16 protein-coding genes are annotated in these 19,026 nt (G+C 62.4%); all 16 read left to right on the top strand.

The annotated features are described in order from the left end of the window. The first annotated feature begins 9 nt into the window (after positions 1-9). Entirely contained in the window at positions 10-564 is a 555-nt protein-coding gene (locus ACX9NZ_RS07845) for an NADH-quinone oxidoreductase subunit B family protein (protein WP_233545986.1), read from the top strand. Next, positions 565-1,266, top strand: a complete 702-nt coding sequence (locus ACX9NZ_RS07840; protein WP_118652321.1) for an NADH-quinone oxidoreductase subunit C — start codon at positions 565-567, stop codon at positions 1,264-1,266. Between the two features lie 2 nt (positions 1,267-1,268). Continuing rightward, positions 1,269-2,363, top strand: coding sequence for a hydrogenase large subunit (locus ACX9NZ_RS07835; RefSeq protein WP_118652323.1), 1,095 nt, complete (start codon positions 1,269-1,271; stop codon positions 2,361-2,363). 7 nt (positions 2,364-2,370) lie between these two features. After that, positions 2,371-2,868 (top strand): 4Fe-4S dicluster domain-containing protein, encoded by a 498-nt coding sequence (locus ACX9NZ_RS07830; protein WP_118652325.1) that lies wholly within the window; start codon positions 2,371-2,373, stop codon positions 2,866-2,868. Between the two features lie 140 nt (positions 2,869-3,008). Beyond that, complete coding sequence (asnB, locus tag ACX9NZ_RS07825) at positions 3,009-4,874, top strand: asparagine synthase (glutamine-hydrolyzing) (protein WP_118652327.1); 1,866 nt, start codon at positions 3,009-3,011, stop codon at positions 4,872-4,874. Positions 4,875-4,968: 94 nt separating this feature from the next. Next, complete coding sequence (locus ACX9NZ_RS07820) at positions 4,969-6,579, top strand: Mur ligase family protein (RefSeq protein ID WP_407496478.1); 1,611 nt, start codon at positions 4,969-4,971, stop codon at positions 6,577-6,579. Between the two features lie 456 nt (positions 6,580-7,035). Next, positions 7,036-8,238: a DUF362 domain-containing protein gene (locus tag ACX9NZ_RS07815; protein ID WP_407496476.1), complete on the top strand. Its 1,203-nt coding sequence runs from the start codon at positions 7,036-7,038 to the stop codon at positions 8,236-8,238. Between the two features lie 259 nt (positions 8,239-8,497). Beyond that, the gene (gene trhA / locus ACX9NZ_RS07810) at positions 8,498-9,322 is read left to right on the top strand and encodes a PAQR family membrane homeostasis protein TrhA (RefSeq protein ID WP_233545988.1); all 825 of its coding nucleotides are present in this window, start codon (positions 8,498-8,500) and stop codon (positions 9,320-9,322) included. Positions 9,323-9,411: 89 nt separating this feature from the next. After that, positions 9,412-10,767, top strand: a complete 1,356-nt coding sequence (locus ACX9NZ_RS07805; protein WP_294121612.1) for a hemolysin family protein — start codon at positions 9,412-9,414, stop codon at positions 10,765-10,767. A 49-nt stretch (positions 10,768-10,816) separates the two neighbouring features. Continuing rightward, the gene (locus ACX9NZ_RS07800; RefSeq protein WP_118652333.1) at positions 10,817-11,425 is read left to right on the top strand and encodes a hypothetical protein; all 609 of its coding nucleotides are present in this window, start codon (positions 10,817-10,819) and stop codon (positions 11,423-11,425) included. Between the two features lie 110 nt (positions 11,426-11,535). Further along, the gene (locus tag ACX9NZ_RS07795; protein ID WP_118652335.1) at positions 11,536-11,916 is read left to right on the top strand and encodes a YtxH domain-containing protein; all 381 of its coding nucleotides are present in this window, start codon (positions 11,536-11,538) and stop codon (positions 11,914-11,916) included. Between the two features lie 15 nt (positions 11,917-11,931). Continuing rightward, positions 11,932-12,723, top strand: a complete 792-nt coding sequence (locus ACX9NZ_RS07790) for a PRC-barrel domain containing protein (RefSeq protein WP_118652337.1) — start codon at positions 11,932-11,934, stop codon at positions 12,721-12,723. A 17-nt stretch (positions 12,724-12,740) separates the two neighbouring features. Beyond that, positions 12,741-14,135 carry a polysaccharide deacetylase family protein gene (locus ACX9NZ_RS07785; protein ID WP_118652339.1) on the top strand — a complete coding sequence of 465 codons (1,395 nt, stop codon included), beginning with the start codon at positions 12,741-12,743 and terminating at the stop codon, positions 14,133-14,135. 15 nt (positions 14,136-14,150) lie between these two features. Continuing rightward, positions 14,151-15,467: a polysaccharide deacetylase family protein gene (locus ACX9NZ_RS07780; RefSeq protein ID WP_407496498.1), complete on the top strand. Its 1,317-nt coding sequence runs from the start codon at positions 14,151-14,153 to the stop codon at positions 15,465-15,467. Positions 15,468-15,755: 288 nt separating this feature from the next. Next, positions 15,756-17,642, top strand: coding sequence for a magnesium transporter (locus tag ACX9NZ_RS07775; RefSeq protein WP_294121623.1), 1,887 nt, complete (start codon positions 15,756-15,758; stop codon positions 17,640-17,642). Between the two features lie 15 nt (positions 17,643-17,657). Next, on the top strand, positions 17,658-18,899 hold the full coding sequence (locus tag ACX9NZ_RS07770) for an Nramp family divalent metal transporter (protein WP_294159991.1): 1,242 nt from the start codon (positions 17,658-17,660) through the stop codon (positions 18,897-18,899). The last annotated feature ends 127 nt before the right edge of the window (positions 18,900-19,026 follow it).

The following is a 19,026-nucleotide window of genomic DNA, read 5'->3' as shown; positions in this document are numbered from 1 at the left end:
AGCTATGAGATGGGATACTCTTCGAAATCGCCGTGGCTCATCCATTACGATGGGTCGAGCTGCAACGGCTGCGACATCGAGGTGCTCGACTCCATGATGCCGCTCTACGACATCGAGCGCTTTGGCATTATCAACACGGGCAACCCCAAGCACGCCGACATCTTCTTGGTGACCGGCTCTGTGAACGCGCAGAACATCGAGGTCGTGCGCCATATCTACGATCAGATGCTCGAACCCAAGGTCGTGGTGGCCTGCGGAATCTGCGCCTGCACCGGCGGCGTGTTCCGCGATTGCTACAACGTGATCGGCGGCGTGGACAAGGCCATTCCGGTCGACGTGTATGCGCCTGGTTGCGCCGTGCGTCCTGAAACGATCATCGACGCGGTGCTGCAGGCCGTGAAGATCTTGGACGAGAAGGCCAAACTGATGGCGGAGGGCAAGGATCCCGCCACCGCGCCGCGCGCGGGCATCCTGCCTCCCAAGGGTTGCGCCTGCGCTCAGGATGCCGATGGCTCCACCGCAAATTCCACCGCCGCGAAGACCGACGAAAAGAAGGAGGCGTAGATGTACACGACGTCCTTTGTGGACCTGCCGCTCGAGGAGCTGCTCACGCGTGTGCAAACGCTCAAGCACGAGGGCATACGCTTTGTGCAGATGTGCGCCGAGACCACTGAGCGGGGTATCGACCTGCTGTACACGTTCTATGACGAGACCACGCAAAACGCGCTCAACCTGTGCGTCTACGGTATTGACGAGTCGAGCCGCGTCCCCTCGATCCAAGGTCTCTACTTCGCCGCATTCTCGTATGAAAACGAGGCCCACGACCTGTATGGCGTGCGGTTCGTGAACATGAAGCTCGATTTTGGCGGCCATTTCTTCAATTTGGCCACCTCCGAGCCCATGACGATCATCACGCCCGAGATGAAGGCCGAGCGCGAGAAGCTCGCCAAGAAGAAGGCTGCCGCCGCGGCAAAGGCCGAGGCTGCGGCAAAGAAGGCCCGTGAAGCCGCCGAAGCCGCTCAGGCCGAGCGCGCTCTGGGCACGAGTGCCGCCGAGGCAGATTCCGCCGCCGTCGCCGCGGTGAACGCGGCTGCGCCTGCACCGACGCCCGCGCCTGCCGCCAAGCCCGCCATGACGGCAGAGGAGCGCGCCGCCAAGATGGAGGCCAAGCTCGCAAACATGGATCCCGAGAAGGCGGCGAAGATCCGCGCGGCGCTCGCCGCGAAGGCCGCGAAGGACGCCGCTGCAGGAAAGGACGGTGAGTAGGCATGGCGACTCGTTCCGTTATCCCGTTCGGTCCGCAGCACCCGGTGCTTCCCGAGCCCGTGCACCTCGATCTCGTCGTTGAAGACGAGCATGTCATCGAGGCCATTCCCCAGATTGGATTTGTGCACCGCGGCCTTGAGAAGCTCGTGGAAAAGCGCGACTACAACCAGTTCGTCTACATTGCCGAGCGCGTGTGCGGCATCTGCAGCTTTGGCCATGGTTATGGCTACGCCAGCGCCACGGAGAAGCTGCTGGGTATTGAGATCCCCCGCCGTGCCGACTACCTGCGCGCCATCCTCGAGGAGCTCTCCCGCATCCATTCGCACCTGCTGTGGCTCGGCCTGCTCGCCGATGCGTTTGGCTTTGAGAGCCTCTTCAACCACTGCTGGCGCCTGCGCGAGACGATCCTCGACATCTTCCAAGAGACGTGTGGCGGTCGCATCATCTTGTCGATCACCATCGTGGGCGGCATGGCTCACGACATCGACGACGCCATGCTGCGCCGTGTGTGTGAGAAGCTCGACGGCATCCAGCGCGACTATCGCGAGATCGTGGACACCATGTTGAACGATTCCTCGGTGCGCAGCCGCCTGGAAGGCGTGGGCACCATCAGCTTCGAGGATGCGCTCGAGCTCTCCATGGTCGGTCCGTTCGCGAAGGGCTCCGGCGTTGAGCATGACATGCGCACCACCGGCTTTGGCGCCTACGGCGACTTGGAGCACTTCGAGCCCATCATCGCCACCGAGGGCGACTGCTTCGCCCGTTGTAAGGTGCGTTGCGAGGAGGTGTTCCAGTCCATCGCGATCATCAAGGAGCTCGTGGCTAAGATTCCGCATGACGGCATTGGCTCGCGTCCGCTTCCCAAGGTGCTCCCGCCGGAGAACAGTCAGTCCCACGTGCTCATTGAGCAGCCCCGCGGCGAGGCCTTCTACTACGTGCGCGGTAACGGCACCAAGTACCTGGACCGCTTCCGCCTGCGCACGCCCACCTCGCAGAACCTTGCCGGCATGGTGCGCGCTATGCAGGGCGTGGACGTCGCGGACGTGCCCATGATCATCCTCACGATCGACCCGTGCATCTCCTGCACGGAAAGGTAGGCGCTCCATGGGTAGCTTCAAACTAGGCAAAATGACGCTGCGCTCGCTGTTTGGCAAGCCGGCGACGGTCCAATATCCCGCCGAGCAGGTGCCGGCCATGTCCTACGAGCACATGCGCGGTCATGTGGCGTGCGACATCGACGCGTGCATTCTATGCGGCATGTGCCAGCGCGCATGTCCCGTGGGTGCCATCGCGGTCGATCGCAAGGGCGGGACGTGGTCCATCGATCCGTACCGTTGCGTTCAGTGTGCATGCTGCACGCACGAATGTCCCAAGGACTGCCTGTCCATGGGTGCCGCGTGCGCGCCTGCCACCACGGAGCTGACGGTGACCACGCTGCATAAGCCTGTTGAGGAGAAGCCCGCCACGGGTGAAGGCGCGTCTGGTGCCGGGGCGGAGAAGCCCGCTCGCAAGAAGGTGCAGCTCACGCCCGAGCAGGAGGCGCGTGTCGCCGCGGCCCGCGCACGCAAGGCCGCCAAGGAAGCCGCGAAGGCGGATGTGTAAAAAGGGGCAGTCCCTCTTCTGCACATCGTTTACGCTGACAACGCTGTTTTATTGAAGGGTGGGTTGCGGCCCGCCCTTCGTTATACAATTTTGGACATACGTGATTTTTGCTAAGGAAACTGCGCAAGAAAGGTTTGTCCATGTGCGGATTCGTAGGTTTTACCGGCCATGTCGAGGACGACGAGCGCGTTCTCACGGCGATGATGGACCGCATTGTCCACCGCGGTCCCGACATGGGCGGAACCCATATCAAAGATGGCGTGGCGTTGGGTTTCCGCCGCCTGTCCATTCTCGACCTCACCGAGGCGGGAGCCCAGCCCATGGGCAACGAGGACGGCTCGGTCTTTGTGGTGTTCAACGGCGAGATCTACAACTTCCAAGAGCTCCGCGCCGAGCTCGAGGCCGCGGGTCACACGTTCCACTGCAACGCCGACACCGAGGTCCTCGTGCACGGCTATGAGGAGTGGGGTGAGGGCCTGGTCGAGCGCCTGCGCGGTATGTACGGCTTCGTGGTGCACGACATGCGCTCCGGCAAGCTCTTTGGCGCGCGCGACATCTTCGGCATCAAGCCGTTCTACTACTACCAGTCCGACGAGGGCGACTTGATGTTCGGCTCCGAGATCAAGAGCTTCCTCGAGCATCCGCATTTCAAGAAGGCCGTGAACAAGCAGGCACTGCGTCCGTATCTCACCATGCAGTTCCCCGCGACCGACGAGACCTTCTTCGCCGGCGTCTTCAAGTTGCCGGCGGCGCACTGCTTCACCTACGACATCGCCGCGGCGCGCATGGACGTGCGCCGCTACTGGGATGCCGATTTCTCGGACGACAATTCCAAGACGTTCGACGAGTACGTGGAGGAATGCGACCAGGTGGTCCACGAGAGCGTCGCCGCGCACCGCATCGCCGACGTCAAGGTCGGCTCGTTCCTCTCTGGCGGTGTGGATTCCAGTTATATCGCCGCGTGCCTCATGCCCGACAAGACGTTCTCGGTGGGCTTTGACTACAAGGACTTCAACGAGACGAATTACGCCAAGGAGCTTTCCGACAAGCTTGGGATCGAAAACTACCGCAAGATGGTGACGGCGGACGAGTTCTTCGAGGTGCTCCCCCAGATCCAGTACCACATGGATGAGCCGCAGAGCAATCTGTCGAGCGTGCCGCTGTGGTTCCTCGCCCAGCTCGCGGCCGAGCAGGTCACGGTCGTGCTTTCCGGCGAGGGTGCCGACGAGCTGTTCGCGGGGTACGCCTACTACGAGGACGTGCCCTCGATCGCTCGCTTCAAGCGGATTATCCCCCGCGGCATCCGTCGCGCCCTGGGAAACTTCGTGGCCGATAAGCCGTACTTCAAGGGCAGGAACTTCCTGCTCAAGGCGGCGGAGATGCCCGAGAAGTGGTTCACGGGCCAGGCCTTCGTGTACCGCCCCGACGAGATCGACGACGTCGTGAGACCCGAGTACGCCGGCGGCCCCGACGCGTTCGAACTGTGCGCCCCCGTCTACAGCCGCGTCCAGAATTTCTGCGACCTGTCCAAGCGCCAGTACCTCGATATGAACATGTGGCTGCCCGGCGACATCCTGCTCAAGGCCGACAAGATGTGCATGGCCCATTCGCTCGAGCTCCGCGTCCCGTTCCTCGACAAGAAGGTCATGGAGTTCGCCGAGCATATCCCGGCGCGCTTCCGCGTGAACGAGAACGGCAACAAGCAGGTTGTCCGTCACGCCGCCAATCGTATCCTGCCCGACGAGTGGGCCACACGCCCCAAGAAGGGCTTCCCGGTCCCGCTCAAGTTCTGGCTGCGCGAGCAGAAGTACTACGACTACGTAAAGGAGTACTTCACCGCCCCGTGGGCCGAGGAGTTCTTCGACACCGGGAAGCTCATGGCGATGCTCGACGATCATTTCGAGGGCCGCGCGCTCAACCAGCGCAAGATCTATACCGCGCTCACGTTCCTCATCTGGTACAAGCGCTACTTCATCGACGAGGACGCGCCTGCCGCCGCCGCGTAGCGCCCATGCGGACTGTCATCCGCAAACGATTGAACTAAAGCTGCGGGCGGACGTTGCATCAACTCCGCCCGCATTCGCATAGTGAGGAGACACCATGCCTAAAGATTCCCTTGCTCCCTCGGACAAGTGCTCTACGGCGTTGCCCCTGTTGACGCTGGAACAGTTGGTGCTCGCCTTGGAGGCGCAGGACATCTCCGTGCGGATCGTGGGCGATCCTTCGCGCGTTGTCTCGGGCATGGCCATTGACTCCCGCATAGTTGAGCCGGGCAATCTGTTCGTGTGCAAAGGCGCTGCGTTTCGCCCTGCATTTCTCGGCGGTGCCATCGAGGACGGTGCCGCCGCATATATGTGCGAGGGCGTTGGCGCCGAACTCGGGGTCCCTTCGGAGTTGCTCGCCGTGTCTCCATTGACCCCTGCGCTCGTCGTGTCCGATGTTCGCCGTGCCATGGCGATCGTGGCGCCTACCGTGTATGGGAACCCCGAGAAGGGGCTGCATATCGTGGGCATTACGGGCACCAAGGGAAAATCCACGGTGGCGTATATGCTAAGGTCCATCTTCTCGGCAGCTGGAATCGACGCCTCTATCTTGGGTTCCATCGAAACGGACGACGGCTTTGTCCACGAGGAGAGCCACAACACCACGCCCGAGGCTCCGGATTTGTGGCGCCACCTGTATAACACTACGCGCGCCGGTCGAGATCACATGGTGATGGAGGTCTCGAGCCAGGGCCTCAAGTACGACCGCGTGCTGGGGCTTCCGCTTGAAATCGGTTGCTTCCTCAACATCGGCCGCGATCACATCTCTGGCGTGGAGCACCCCGATTTCGAAGATTACTTCACCTCGAAGCTGCGCATCTTCGATCAGTGCTCCATTGCGGTGGTGAACGCGCGAACCGAGCACGTCGACCGCGTGCTTGCCGCCGCCGCGCATGCCGACCAGGTGGTCACCTTCGCAGTGGAGCATGCGCAAGGGCAGCCCGACGATCGCCGTACAGTCGAGGTGCAGTTCAGTGCAACCGACATTGCCCAGCTGCCCACGGGTGGTCTGGCGTTCACCGTGCGTGAGCGCGCCTCAAGTGGGCAGACGGCGTGCGCCGAGCGTGTCGAACTCGGCATGCCCGGTTTGTTCAACGTGGACAACGCGTTGGCAGCAGTGGTCATGGCGCGCCTGCTCGGCGTGGACTACGACTCCATTCGTGCGGGCCTTGCCCAGATTCGCGTTCCTGGGCGCATGGAGCTCGTGTCGTCTGCGGACGGCAAGGTGCTGGCAATCGTCGATTACGCACACAACGAGCTCTCTTTTGAGACCCTGTTCAAGTCCGTGAAGGCCGAGTATCCCGACCGTCGTGTGGTTGCCCTGTTCGGCGCCCCCGGCGGCAAGGCGCAGGAGCGCCGCGAGGCCCTGCCGCGCGTTGCCGGAGCCTATGCGGACCATATTGTGTATACCGAGGATGACCCCGCGCACGAGCGCGTCGAGGATATCTGCGCCGAGTTGGCCTCCAATACGCCGGCAGGCGTTTCCCACGAGGTCATCCTCGACCGCGAGCAGGCTGTGAGGCAGGTGCTTGCGAGCGTGCTCGCCGCGGCGGAACGATCCGTGGTTCTGCTGCTTGCAAAGGGCGATGAGACACGACAGCATCGCGGCGACGAGTATCCCGAGGTAAAGAGTGATCTCGCGATTGCTCGTGAGGTGCTCGAAGGGTAGGCGTGGCGTCTGCACGCGCTACTAGACATGGCGTCCGTGCTGACGGGGGCTCTTGCAGTGCGTACGCGATACAAATACGCAAATGTTGAGGCATTTTCGCAAACTTGAAGTAGACCGGGTAGATCTGGTTGCAAAAGCCCTGCTAGATGAAGTGGCGTTTTTTCGAGTACTTCTCCTTCGGCGAAAAAGCCCAACATTTGCGTATTTGCAATCGCCTACGATGCTGCCGCGTCCCTTGGCGAGCTCAAAGAGGCTCGTTCGGCCATGACGTCCTCCAAATTGAGCGATTTTTTCCGATAGGACGGGAAAGAGGGGCCTAAAAGAAAAAAACAGCCATTTCTTTCCGATAGATGCAGCGCGACTGTGAGCGCAACGCGAGAACTCTCTTGCGTTGAAGCTAACTCAAGGTCGTAGAATCTTGAGCCAAAAGGTGTCCGTGAGCGAGAAAGAGGAACCATGAGCGCTGTGTCCGCTACTGCACCCGCCAAGGTCTATTACACCAACCTGCGCACGCATGGGCGCGAGAGCCAGCTCGACAAGCTCAAGCGTCTCATCCGTCGCGCGGGCATCGAGCAGATCGACTTCGAGAACAAGTTTGTTGCCATCAAGATTCACTTTGGCGAGCTGGGCAACCTCTCCTTCCTGCGCCCCAACTATGCCCGCGCCGTTGCCGACGTGGTTAAGGAGCTGGGCGGCATGCCCTTCCTCACCGACTGCAACACGCTGTACGTGGGCAGCCGCAAGAACGCGCTCGAGCATATCGACTGCGCGTACCAAAACGGCTTCACCCCGTATGCCACGGGCTGCCAGGTCATCATCGCCGACGGCCTCAAAGGTACGGACGAGACGCTCGTTCCAGTCAAGAACGGCGAGTACGTGCAGGAGGCCAAGATCGGCCACGCCCTCATGGACGCCGACATCGTCATCAGCCTCACGCACTTCAAGGGGCATGAGCAGGCCGGTTTCGGCGGCTGCATGAAGAATCTCGGGATGGGTGGCGGTAGCCGTGCCGGCAAGATGGAGCAGCACGCCGCCGGCAAGCCCAGCGTGCACAAGGGCGCGTGCATCGGGTGTCGCGCGTGCGAGCGCATCTGCGCCCACGGCGCGGTGAGCTTCCCCACCACGCGCGAGCGCACGCTCAAGAACGGCAAGGTGGTGGAGACGCCCGTCGCCCACATCGACCACGACCGATGCTTGGGCTGCGGCCGCTGCGTGGGCGCGTGCAACCAGGACGCCGTCAAGCCCGACTACGGCGCTGCGGTCGATGTGCTCAACTGCAAGATTGCCGAGTACACGCAAGCTGTCGTGCAGGATCGTCCGAGCTTCCACATTTCGCTCGCCATCGACGTCAGCCCCAACTGCGACTGTCATGCCGAGAACGATACGCCCATCGTGCCCGATATCGGTATGTTCGCGAGCTTCGATCCCGTGGCGATCGACCAGGCCTGCATCGATGCGGCGCTCAAGATGCCCGCCATGCCCAACACTGAGCTCACCGAGATGCGCGATAAGCTCGACGCCGCTGGTGGCGTGCCCGAGCACTGCGCGCACGACCACTTCAACATGACGCATCCCGACACCAACTGGCGCTCTATGATTGAGCACGGCGAGAAGATCGGCCTCGGTACGAGCAACTACGAGCTCATCGAGGTCAAGTAGGGGTAACAGCGCTTTCGTTTTCCATTGAGGGTAGGAATGTCGAAAATCGCCCTGCTTTCGAGCGGCTTTTTCGACAATCCTACCCTCTGAGAAGGGGATCCCAGTCGAGTTGCGCGCATAGCTCCGGCGCATGGGCTATTCACTTGATTCAGTTGAGGTCGGGTTAAGAAGTGTGCCCGGGTCCACCTGCGATATGCAGGGGGCCCGGGTTCTGCTATAGTTCTGAACAATGCACCGATTTTGGAGGCCGAACAGCCACATGCCGGACACCAGTGACAGTCTCACGCCGCGGCCAGACGTCGCGGCTGCCCCTGTTCCCATAGCGCGCGCCGACGCGGCATCGCGGGCGCAGCGCTTGCTCCATGCTGCCGAATCGGGCGCTAAGGGCGCCGCCGTTACCGTTGGAGCTCCCGTCAAGGCTGCGGCCCGTGCTGTCAGGCGTCGTCTACCTCCTCAATACACGTTGGGCGAGGAGATCGCCAATTCAATCACCCATGGCATCGGTGCCGCCTTGGGCGTCGCGGCGCTTGTCGTCATGATCGTCAAGGCCGCCGTTGCCGGCTCGCACCCCGCGTCGCTTGCGAGCGCGATCATCTTCGGCATCGCCCTCATCCTCGAGTATCTTGCATCCACGCTGTATCATGCCATTGCTCCGGCAGCCGCCAAGCGTGTGTTCCGCATCATCGATCACAGCTGCATTTACGTGCTCATCGCGGGTACCTACACGCCGTTTTGCCTCATCACCCTCGGCGAGGCGGGCGGCATACCGCTGTGCATCGCGGTATGGGCTCTTGCCATCGCGGGCGTGCTGTTCGAGGCGTTCATGCGCGAGCGACAGCCCCATTGGCTCACCGCCGTCATGTACGTGGCCATGGGCTGGCTCGTGCTGTTCCGCTTGCCGCAACTTATCGAGGCGCTCCATCCTACAGCGTTGTTCCTGCTCGCCGCCGGCGGTGTGTGCTACACCATCGGCGCGGTGTTCTATGTGCTCAAGAAGATCCGCTACATGCACACGGTGTTTCACGTGTGGGTGCTCGCCGGTAGTGTCCTTCAGTTCTTGGCGGTGGTCCTCTTCGTGATCTAGTCTCGCGTCCCGCCGTCGACGGGCGCGGGACCCCGCATGCCCGCCGACAATGACCTGCACACCTACCCAGGAGGTTCGAAACCGTCCCCATGGACATCACCATAAGCATCATCACAACCCTTGTCCTCACCGTCGTCAACGGGTACTTTTCCATGTCCGAGATGGCGCTCACCACGGCAAAGCGCGCCGTGCTCGACCACGAGGCGGAAGAAGGCGACCGCCGCGCCGCCCGCGCCGCCGAGCTTGCGTCGGACTCCGGCAACTTCCTCGCTACCATCCAGGTCGCCATCACGCTCGTCGGCTTCGCCTCGTCGGCCGTCGCCTCGACGAACCTGTCCGACCCGCTTGCCCAATGGCTCTCGAGCTTTGGCATCGCACCTCTCTCGGCGGTCGCACCGGGTCTCGCCCCGGTGATCATCACCCTGATCGTCTCCTACCTGTCCATCGTCGTCGGCGAGCTCGTGCCCAAACGCATCGCGCTGGCCGACGCGGAGGGTATGGCAAAGCGCGTGGCCCAGCCGCTCACCGTGTTCCAAAAGATCGCTCGCCCGCTCGTGTGGCTCACGCAAGCATCTGCGAACGGCCTCGCCGCGCTTATGCGCATCAAGAGCGCGGATGACCGCCAGAACGTCTCCGAGGAGGAGATCAAGTACATGATCAACGAGCAGGACACGCTGCTCGATGAGGAGAAGCGCATTATCCACGAGGTGTTCGACCTGGGCGACGCCTCCGCGCGCGAGGTCATGGTGCCTCGCGTCGATGTGACCATGGTCGAGGACGTCCAGACGGTCTCCGAGGTTATGGGGCTGCTTTGCCAGACGGGCTACTCGCGCGTACCGGTCTTTCACGAGGACCAGGACGGTGTGGTGGGCATCGCGCACATCAAGGACCTGATCGCACCCGCCATGGGCGAGGGCGCCGACCGCCCGGTGAGCGACTTCATGCGCGATGCAACGTTCATCCCCGATACGAAGGACATCCTGCCGCTGCTTTCCGAGATGCAAACCGCCCATGACCAGATCGTGGTCGTGGTTGACGAGTACGGCGGAACGGCAGGCATCATCACCATCGAGGATATCGTCGAGGAGATCGTCGGCGAGATCGAGGACGAGTTCGACCCCGACAACAAGTACCTCACGCGCCTCTCCAAGAGGGAATGGCTCGTGGACGGTCGCTTTCCCTGCGACGACGCCATCGAGCTCGGCTGGCCCATTGAGGAAAGCGACGAGTACGAGACCATCGCCGGCTGGATTCTGGACCTTTGCGATTCGCTCCCGGATATCGGTGAGGTTTTCGAGGCGGAGGGGTACAAGTTCAAGGTGCAGTCCATGCGTGGTCAGCGCATTTCGCTCGTGCGCGTTATCGCTCCGTCCGAGGAAGAGCTCGCCGCCGCGAACGAGGGCACCGACCGGCAGCCCGACACGTCGACCGACCAGGGCGAGTAGGCGAATAAGGCAAACGAAGAGCGCGACTGGAAACTGGAAAGGAGCGGCCATGGCCGATCTGTTCAACATTCTCAAGGTCACGATAGGCCCCAAAAAGCTCACCGCCCGCGTGCTGGTGAATCCCGGCATGCCGCTCATGACGTCCGAGGACGTCGAGGCCACAGCGCGCGTCTACTACCTGGCACCGGCAATCGCCGAGCATCTGTGCCTGGGTGATGCAGGTTCCAAGTTTCAGGATTGCATGGGACATACGGAGCTCGCCCACCTGCTTGAGCATCTCACGGTCGAGATTATGAATGAGACGGGCCTCGCGGGCACCATCTCGACGGGGCGTACGCGGAACGTGATGGGCGACGACCGCCTGTTCGACGTCGAGGTATCGTGCCCCGACGATGCCCTTGCCATCGGCGCCCTTTCCTCGGCGACGTTCATGATGAACTGGGCCTTCCTGCATCATGATCAGACGCCGCCGGATTTCCCGGGGACGGTTGCCGCCCTGACGAGCCTGGTGAGCAATTTGCGCGGCAACGCCGCCGAGCCCGACTCGCCCGAAGAGACGGAGGAAGAGCAGGCCTTTGGCGCAATCGACACCGAGGGCGCAGTTGTCGAACCGCATGATGCGGAGGGTGTCGTGTACGGCGGAGCCGCCGCTGAGTAATCGAGGCGTGTTACGTGACGATGGGCTCATGCCCATTGTCGCAAGCGCATGCGTATAATGGTTGAAGCAAATGATCTGGATGGACATCTGAGTCCAACAAAGGAGTAAACATGGGCAAGGGTATGAGTTTTGTCGCAGGCGCCGCGCTGGGCGCTGCAGCCGGCGTGGTTTTGGGCGTTCTGTACGCGCCCCGTTCCGGCTCCGAGACCCGCGCTATGGCGGCCGACATGGCCAACGACGCGTGGGACTCCGCGCGTGACATGTACGAGCAGGGCATCGATCAGGCCCGCGCCGCCATGGATGATTTCGGCCCCACCATGGACGCCGCCACGGATGAGCTGCGCGCCAAGGTCGATCTTGCCCGCGAGCGCATGGACCAGCTCCGCGAGCAGCTGAACGATGCCGTAAACGCCGGTACCGTCACCCCTGCTGCCGACGTCGTGGTCGAGACGGTCGCCCCCGAGGCCTCTGACGTCGCCGTTCAGGCGTAGCGTCTCGACATCCGAATGCTTGCCGGCGATTTCACGGGAATCAAGCTCTATAAGCTGCCCGCTCAAGACAAGAGGATTAAAAAAGACGGGACCCCGCGCGAACCAAAGAAGGTTGGCAAGATCCACTACCCGGTGTTCACCCCCGAGGGAACCCGGGTGGTGGGCTTTATGCTGCGCCTGCCGGATATCGCCGGGATGGTCAAGCAGCCCGATCGCTTTATCGCGTATGACGCCATAGGCGTGAGCGGCGACGTGATGGTCGCCAAGGATGACCGCGCGGCGTTCGACAATGCAGCGGCTAAGCGGTTGGGCATCAACCTCGATGCCTGCCTCATCTGGACGGGCATGGATGTTCGCACGGTCTCCGGCAGGCCGGTCGGCTTTTGCTCCGATGCCGATTTCAATCCCAAAACTGGCAACGTGACCTCGTTCATCCTCACCGAGGGCGGTGCCTCCAATGCGCTGGTCGGTCACCGGGAGATGCCGGCGTCAATGCTCAAGGGTTACCGCGACGGCGCGATGATCGTGAGCGATGCGGCGCTCGACCTTGAGTTCTCGGGCGGTGCCGCCGCCAAGGCCGCCGAGGCGAGCGTGAAGGTCGCCGCCAAGGCGGGGGAGGTCGGTGCCAAGGCGAAAGTCCAGGCCAAGAAGGGCGCCGCCATCATCGACGACGCCGGTTCCAAGGCCCTCGACAAGGGTTCGAAGGCCTTGGGCAAACAGCTCGGCAAGACCAAGGGCATGTTCGGCTCGTTTATGAGCGAATATAAGAAGGCAGCCGGAACGCCGCCAAGAAAACAAAAGAAATAAGCGGGACGGGGGAATCATTGCCTAACTACACCACCTCCTACTCCTCAAAAACAAAACCGCGGTATCGCAAGAACACCGGGAATCAGCTTCCGGGCGGGCGCCGTCGACAACAGCGTCGCAAGGGGGCGCAGTACCTGCGCAGATCACAAGGGTTCGGAGGACGCAGGCGCCCCGGTCACGGATACGGCGGCAACGATCGCAGGGTATACGCCCTGATCATGGTTGGCTGCGCCTTCTTGTTGTTCGTGGCGAGCATCGTGTGGTACGCCAACCGCAGCGTTGAGATCACACTCAACGGTGCCTCCGTAAAGGTTCGGATCAACTCGGATATCGAGCGCGTCATTTCCGACCAGGAACTCGAGCTCGAGCCCGGCGACCTGCTCGCCGTCGATGACGAGGTACTCGAGAAGGGCGGCGGGACCGCCTACACCGTCACACTTGGCGGAAAGAAGGTTTCGGGCAAGAAGCTCGCTTCCATCCAGCTCGAGGGCGGCGAGGAGGTGACCATCGAAGACGGCGAGGACGTCTATGAAGACCATGACGTCGCCGCGACCACGATTGAACCCACGTTGACCGTTGAGGGCACGGGCCCTGTGCGGTATGTGGAGACATGGGGCAAGGCGGGCCGATCCGAGGTCTGGACTGGGTCCAAGACGGGCAAGGTCGTGGACAAGGGCGTGGTCGAGGAGCCGGTGAACGCGCTGGTAAAGTGCGCGTCGGTGTTGCCGGGCAAAAAAGACGAGAAGTACGTTGCCCTTACGTTCGACGAGGGGCCGAGTAACCAGACCGAGGAAATCATCCGCATTCTCCAGGAGAAGGGCGTCAAGGCGACGTTTTTTGTCTCGGGTGATAAGGTCGCTTCGAATTCCGCTGCCGTGCGTGCGATTGCGGAGTCGGGTAACGAGATCGGTACCAATGCGTACTCGGATGTCGACCTGCGCGAGTTGGGAGCCTCGGACCTGCGCGATCAGATAACGAAGGGGTTCGAGGCGGTCTCGGACGCCGCTGGGACATCGACCGCGTTGCTGCGCCCGCCATTTGGCGAATTCTCCGAGGAGAATTGGGCTGCGGCGATGGATTTGGTGAGCGTTGTGGTTACCTGGAACGTCGATTCGGGCGACTGGCTCTTGCAGGGCGCCGATTCGGTCATCGAGACCGTGACGGGGTCGGTCAGCAACGGCGACATCGTGCTCTTCACCGACAACGACGCGACGGCATCGCAGACCGTGGAAGCGTTGCCCCAGCTCATTGATCGCCTGCTCGAAAGCGGCTACAAATTGGTGACGATATCGGAGCTGATCGCCACCGATGATGATTTGGCGGATGCGATAGACGTAAGCAGCGCCGGGCTGCCCAAAGGCGCTTCTCTTCCCAGCGTGACGCAAGATTCCAGTTCCGGGACGTCCGAATAGCGAGGCTTCGTGGAAATGAACAGTCAGGGTCGTTACTCAGCCAAGAAACGACGCGTTTCGACACCGCGCCCTGCTGTTGTGCCTCGACAGACGCCGGCGGCCCGTTCAGCCGTCGATACCGGATCTGCGCCGTTCCGGGTCGTGCTCCGCGTGTTCGCCGGCGCGCTTTTGCTGGCCGGCGTGGCCTATGGGTACGTTGCCTTTTGGCGGAGCGTCCCCGTTGTGGTTAACGGCGAGCACGTCGACGTGCGAATTCACGCGACCGTTGAGGATATGCTGGATGGCAACGACTTTTTTGGCGTCAAGCCCGGTCGCCTGCTTTCTGTAAGCGGCAACGTGATAGAGGAAGATGGAGGCGAGCGTTGCACCGTCGCGGTGGGCGAGGGCGACAACGCCCAGCCGCTTGCATCCGAGAAGTTCTCGCAGACCGAAGTTGCCGAAGGCGGCATCTTCACCGTATCCGATGGTGCAGATGTCACCGAGCCCCACGCGGAGACCGTCGAGCCCTTGGCCCCCGGCGTCCAAATGGAGACGGGTGGAGCCATCCAGTACGTCAAGCAGTGGGGCAAGGCAGGTTCGCATACCGTGTGGAAGGGCGAGAAGTCCGGCGAGGTGGTGGACAAGGGCACGATCGAGGAGCCGCAGGACCTGATCATCGGCTCCAGGAACGCGCGGCCCGTCGGTTCCAAAAAGTACATCGCGCTCACGTTTGATGACGGCCCAAGTCGCTACACGCAGGCCATCCTCGATATCTTGGCCCAAAAAAGAGCTAGGGCGACGTTTTTCAATTTGGGCACGAGCGCGGCAGGCAATCCGGCTCTCGCCAAGGCGGTCGTTGATGGCGGTAATGAGCTGGCAAGCCACACGAATGCCCACAAGAACTTGCCCACCGTGGGCGCCGATGAGCTGCGCTCCGAGATCGTGACGGCGTTCGACACCCTGGAGGGCGCATCGGGCTTTCGCCCGCAGATGATTCGCGCCCCGTACGGTGCGTTCACCGCCACCGAGTGGGCCCGCTCCGCCGATTTGCTCAGTTGCAACGTGCTGTGGAATATCGACACACTTGATTGGAAGCGTCCCGGTGCGGATGCGATAACCAAGACGGTGCTCAATCAGGCGTTCAACGGCGCCATCGCCCTCATGCACGATGGTGGGGGCAACCGTGAGCAAGATATCGAAGCGCTGCCCGCGATCATCGACGGCCTGCGCGACGCCGGCTACACGCTCGTGACCGTCAGCGAGCTCATGGAGCTCGACGGTACGTTTCCCCAAGACGTCGTCCAGGGCACCGTCAAGATGCCCGAGGATGCTGACGCGCCGACGGTGGGATAGCGGTGGCGTATCCGGCGTGCCAAAGGGGCGCGTCCCCCAATGGTATGCCTAATGAGGAGTGATGAAGGGCTGTTGGAAGCCTTACAAGACCGTGCGTCCGTGCATGGTATAGTTACAACGGCTGTGCCTTGAGGGGACGGCCGCTTGTTTTGTTTTATGAGAGGGTCACGAGAAAGGCCTGAGGTGAAAGCTAAACCCCGACCACACAGTCGATGACCCCAGCGGTGCCCCTGCGCTCATGCGCGGTGCGGGAATTCGCCGGGGTGAACCTGCACGTAAAGGAGCACGATGAACTACCTTTCCGAAATGCTGAAGCTGCCGGTGGTCGATGCCGCCGGTGAGAAAATCGGCATCGTCAACGACCTCGGCATTGCCACGGGCGAGGTCTTCCCCCGTGTCACGGCACTCGCATTCCAGGGCCCGGGCAAAACGCCCTTCATGATCAGTTGGCGCAAGTACGTCGAGCGTTTCGACGACGACGGCGTGTACCTCAAGTACCCTGCCACCGACATTCGCTTCTCCTACCTGCAGCCCGATGAGGTGCTGCTGGCTCGCGACATCATGAACAAGCAGATCGTCGACACGCAGGGCATGAAGGTCGTGCGCGTGAACGACATCAAGCTGTCCACCACCGGCGAGAACCAGCTGCGCCTGCTTGGCGCCGAGGTGGGTGCGCGCGGTCTGCTGCGCGCCATTCATCCGCTGTTCGAGCGCGTGACCGTGAAGGTCGCCAAGATGCTCGGCAAGCCCCTGCCCGAGGACATCATCGCGTGGTCTTACATGGACCTGCTGGAGCGCTCCACCAAGCAGATCAAGCTTTCCGTCTCGCACAAGACGCTTTCCGAGCTGCACCCCGCCGATATCGCCGACATCATCGAGCAGCTCGATCCGCGTTTGCGCACGCAGGTGTTCGCCCAGCTTGACACCGAGCAGGCGGCCGAGGCCATTGCCGAGCTCGACGATGACGAGCTCATGACCGAGATGCTCGAGGGCTTGTCCGACCGCGAGGCCTCGACGATGCTCGCCACGATGGACCCCGACGACGCAGCCGCGCTCATCGAGGAACTCGATTACGAGAAGGCGGAAAAGCTCCTGCGCCTCATGGGCGTCAAAGAGGAGAAGGCCATTCGCGACCTCCTTGGGTACGAGGAGGACACCGCGGGTCGCATCATGACTAATCAGTTCGTGGCCCTGCCCGCCACGGCGACGGTTCAGGACGCCATCGATGCGCTGCGCGATCTGGACGAGGACTTCGAGAGCATCTACTACGTGTACACCACCGACGCCGAGGGCGCGCTCACGGGCGTGCTGTCCATGCGTTCGCTCGTGGTCGCCGATCACACCGACCGCCTGAAGGACCTCGCCTACCGCGACGTGGTGTGGGTCGCCCCCGATCTCGACCAAGAGCAGGTGGCCGACGAGATGACCAAGTACGACCTCGTCGCCATGCCCGTTTGTGATGAGAACCGCCATATCCTGGGTATCGTCACGGTTGACGACGCCCTGGACGTCATCGCCGAGGAGCATGCCGAGGACCTGCAGATCGCAGGTGTGTCGGTGGGCGAGAGCAACGCCGGCGAGTCCACGCACGCTTTTACGTGGTTCTCGCAGCGCCAGTACTGGGTTGTGGTGTGGGCCATCGCGGCGTGCGCCATCGCCGCCATCGTGGTGACACCGTTGGAGCGCCTCGACCTCAACGTCATGGGTATCGCGACGGCCCACCAGATGATCACCAGCCAGGGTCTAACGGCGCTCATGCCCATTTCGATCATGCCGGTCGTGCTCCTCGCCTCCATGCGCATGGTCTCCTTTGTGAAGAACAGCTACCTTGAGTACGACGAGCGCGACGACGAGCCCAAGCCCTACCTCGGGTTCTTCCTCAAGACGACGCTCATCGGCGTTATTCTGGCCGCCGTGGTCTTCCTCTGTGGCGAGCTCATGGCAACGACCCTCTTTGGCGAGGCGGACCCATGGGCAGCGACCGCGCTCCTCTCCTGCTTCAAGGGTGCCGCCGCCGTCATAGTGGGCACGTACGCGAGTGCCGTGATCTACTTCTACGTACTGTTCCGCAGCGACGAGAAGGACCAGAGCATTTCTGGCACCTCGCTTACGTTTGCGGCGGTGCTCCTCTCCGCGTTGGCCTACACCGTACTCGGCACGCTGCCGTTGCTGTAGGGTGTGGTGCACGGTATGGAGCAATCGACCAAGAAGAAACTGACCGTCGCCGCGGTGCTCGGTGCCATGGGGCCGGGGCTCTTGGCGGCGCTGTCCGGCAATGACGCCGGTGGCATCGCGACGTATTCGAGCGCGGGTGCCTCCTACGGCTATGCCACGCTGTGGATGCTGCCCGTGATGGCGCTGCTGCTCATCGTGGTGCAGGAGACCGCCGCCCGCTGCGGATGCGTGACGGGTAAGGGCTTCGCCTCGCTCATCCGCGAGAAGTTCGGCGTGCGCAAGACGGCACTCGCCATGATCGCCCTGCTCATCGCCAACACGGCCGTGACCATCTCCGAGTTTGCGGGCATCGCGAGCGGCCTTGCGCTGTTCGGCATCCCCAAGACGGTGTCCGTGCCGCTGATGGGTCTGCTCATTTGGCTGCTCACCATGAGCGGAAGCTTCCGCCGCATCGAGAAGATCCTCCTGCTCGTGAGCTGCGTGTTTGTGACGTATGTGGTGGCAGCCTTCCTGGCGGGCCCCAACTGGGGTGAGGTGGCGCTCTCCACCGTGACGCCGCACCTCATCCCCGAGCCGAGCTACGTGTCGCTGCTCGTGGCGACCATCGGCACCACCATCGCGCCCTGGATGATCTTCCTCGCCCAGAACAACGTCGTGGACAAGAACGCCGACGAGTCCGATATCGTCCTGCAGCGCATCGACACCACGACCGGATCCGTGATCGCCTGCGCCATCGCGTGGTTCATCATCATCACCACGGGCGCGGTGCTGTATCCGGCGGGCATACATGTTGCCGACGCGGCAGACGCCGCCCTCGCACTCGAGCCCATCGCCGGCGAGTTCGCCACGGTGCTGTTCGCAGCGGGCCTGGTGGCGGCGAGTTTCTTGGCGGCGTGCGTGCTGCCCGGTGTGACGTCGAGCGCGATTTGCGAGGCGTTTGGCTGGGAGCGCGGTGCCGACCGCAGTTGGAGTGAGGCGCCGGTCTACCGCGGCATCATCACGGTGATCATCGTGGCGTCTGCCGCGCTCGTGATCATGCCCGGTGTCGACCTGTTCCAGATCATGATGAGCGCGCAGGTCATCAACGGCGTGCTGCTGCCCATTCTGCTCGTGTTCTTGGTGTTCATCGCCGGCGACAAACACATTATGGGTGGCTACAAAAACAGCCGTTTGTGGAACGTGCTCACCTGGGCCACCATTGTGCTCATCACCGTGCTCACCGTCGTGATGTTCGTGTTGCAGGCACTGGGATACTAGCGGGCGCCCACGCACCGTGGTACCCGTACGCGCACTGGCAGGCGCCGAACGCGAGGATGACGACGGACTCCCGCACATGATGGCACTCGCGCACGGTGGTGCCCACATACCTTGGCGCCCGCGCGGA

This window comes from Collinsella sp. BM28 (assembly GCF_054551995.1).
This window is presented reverse-complemented; position numbering and strand designations above follow the sequence as displayed.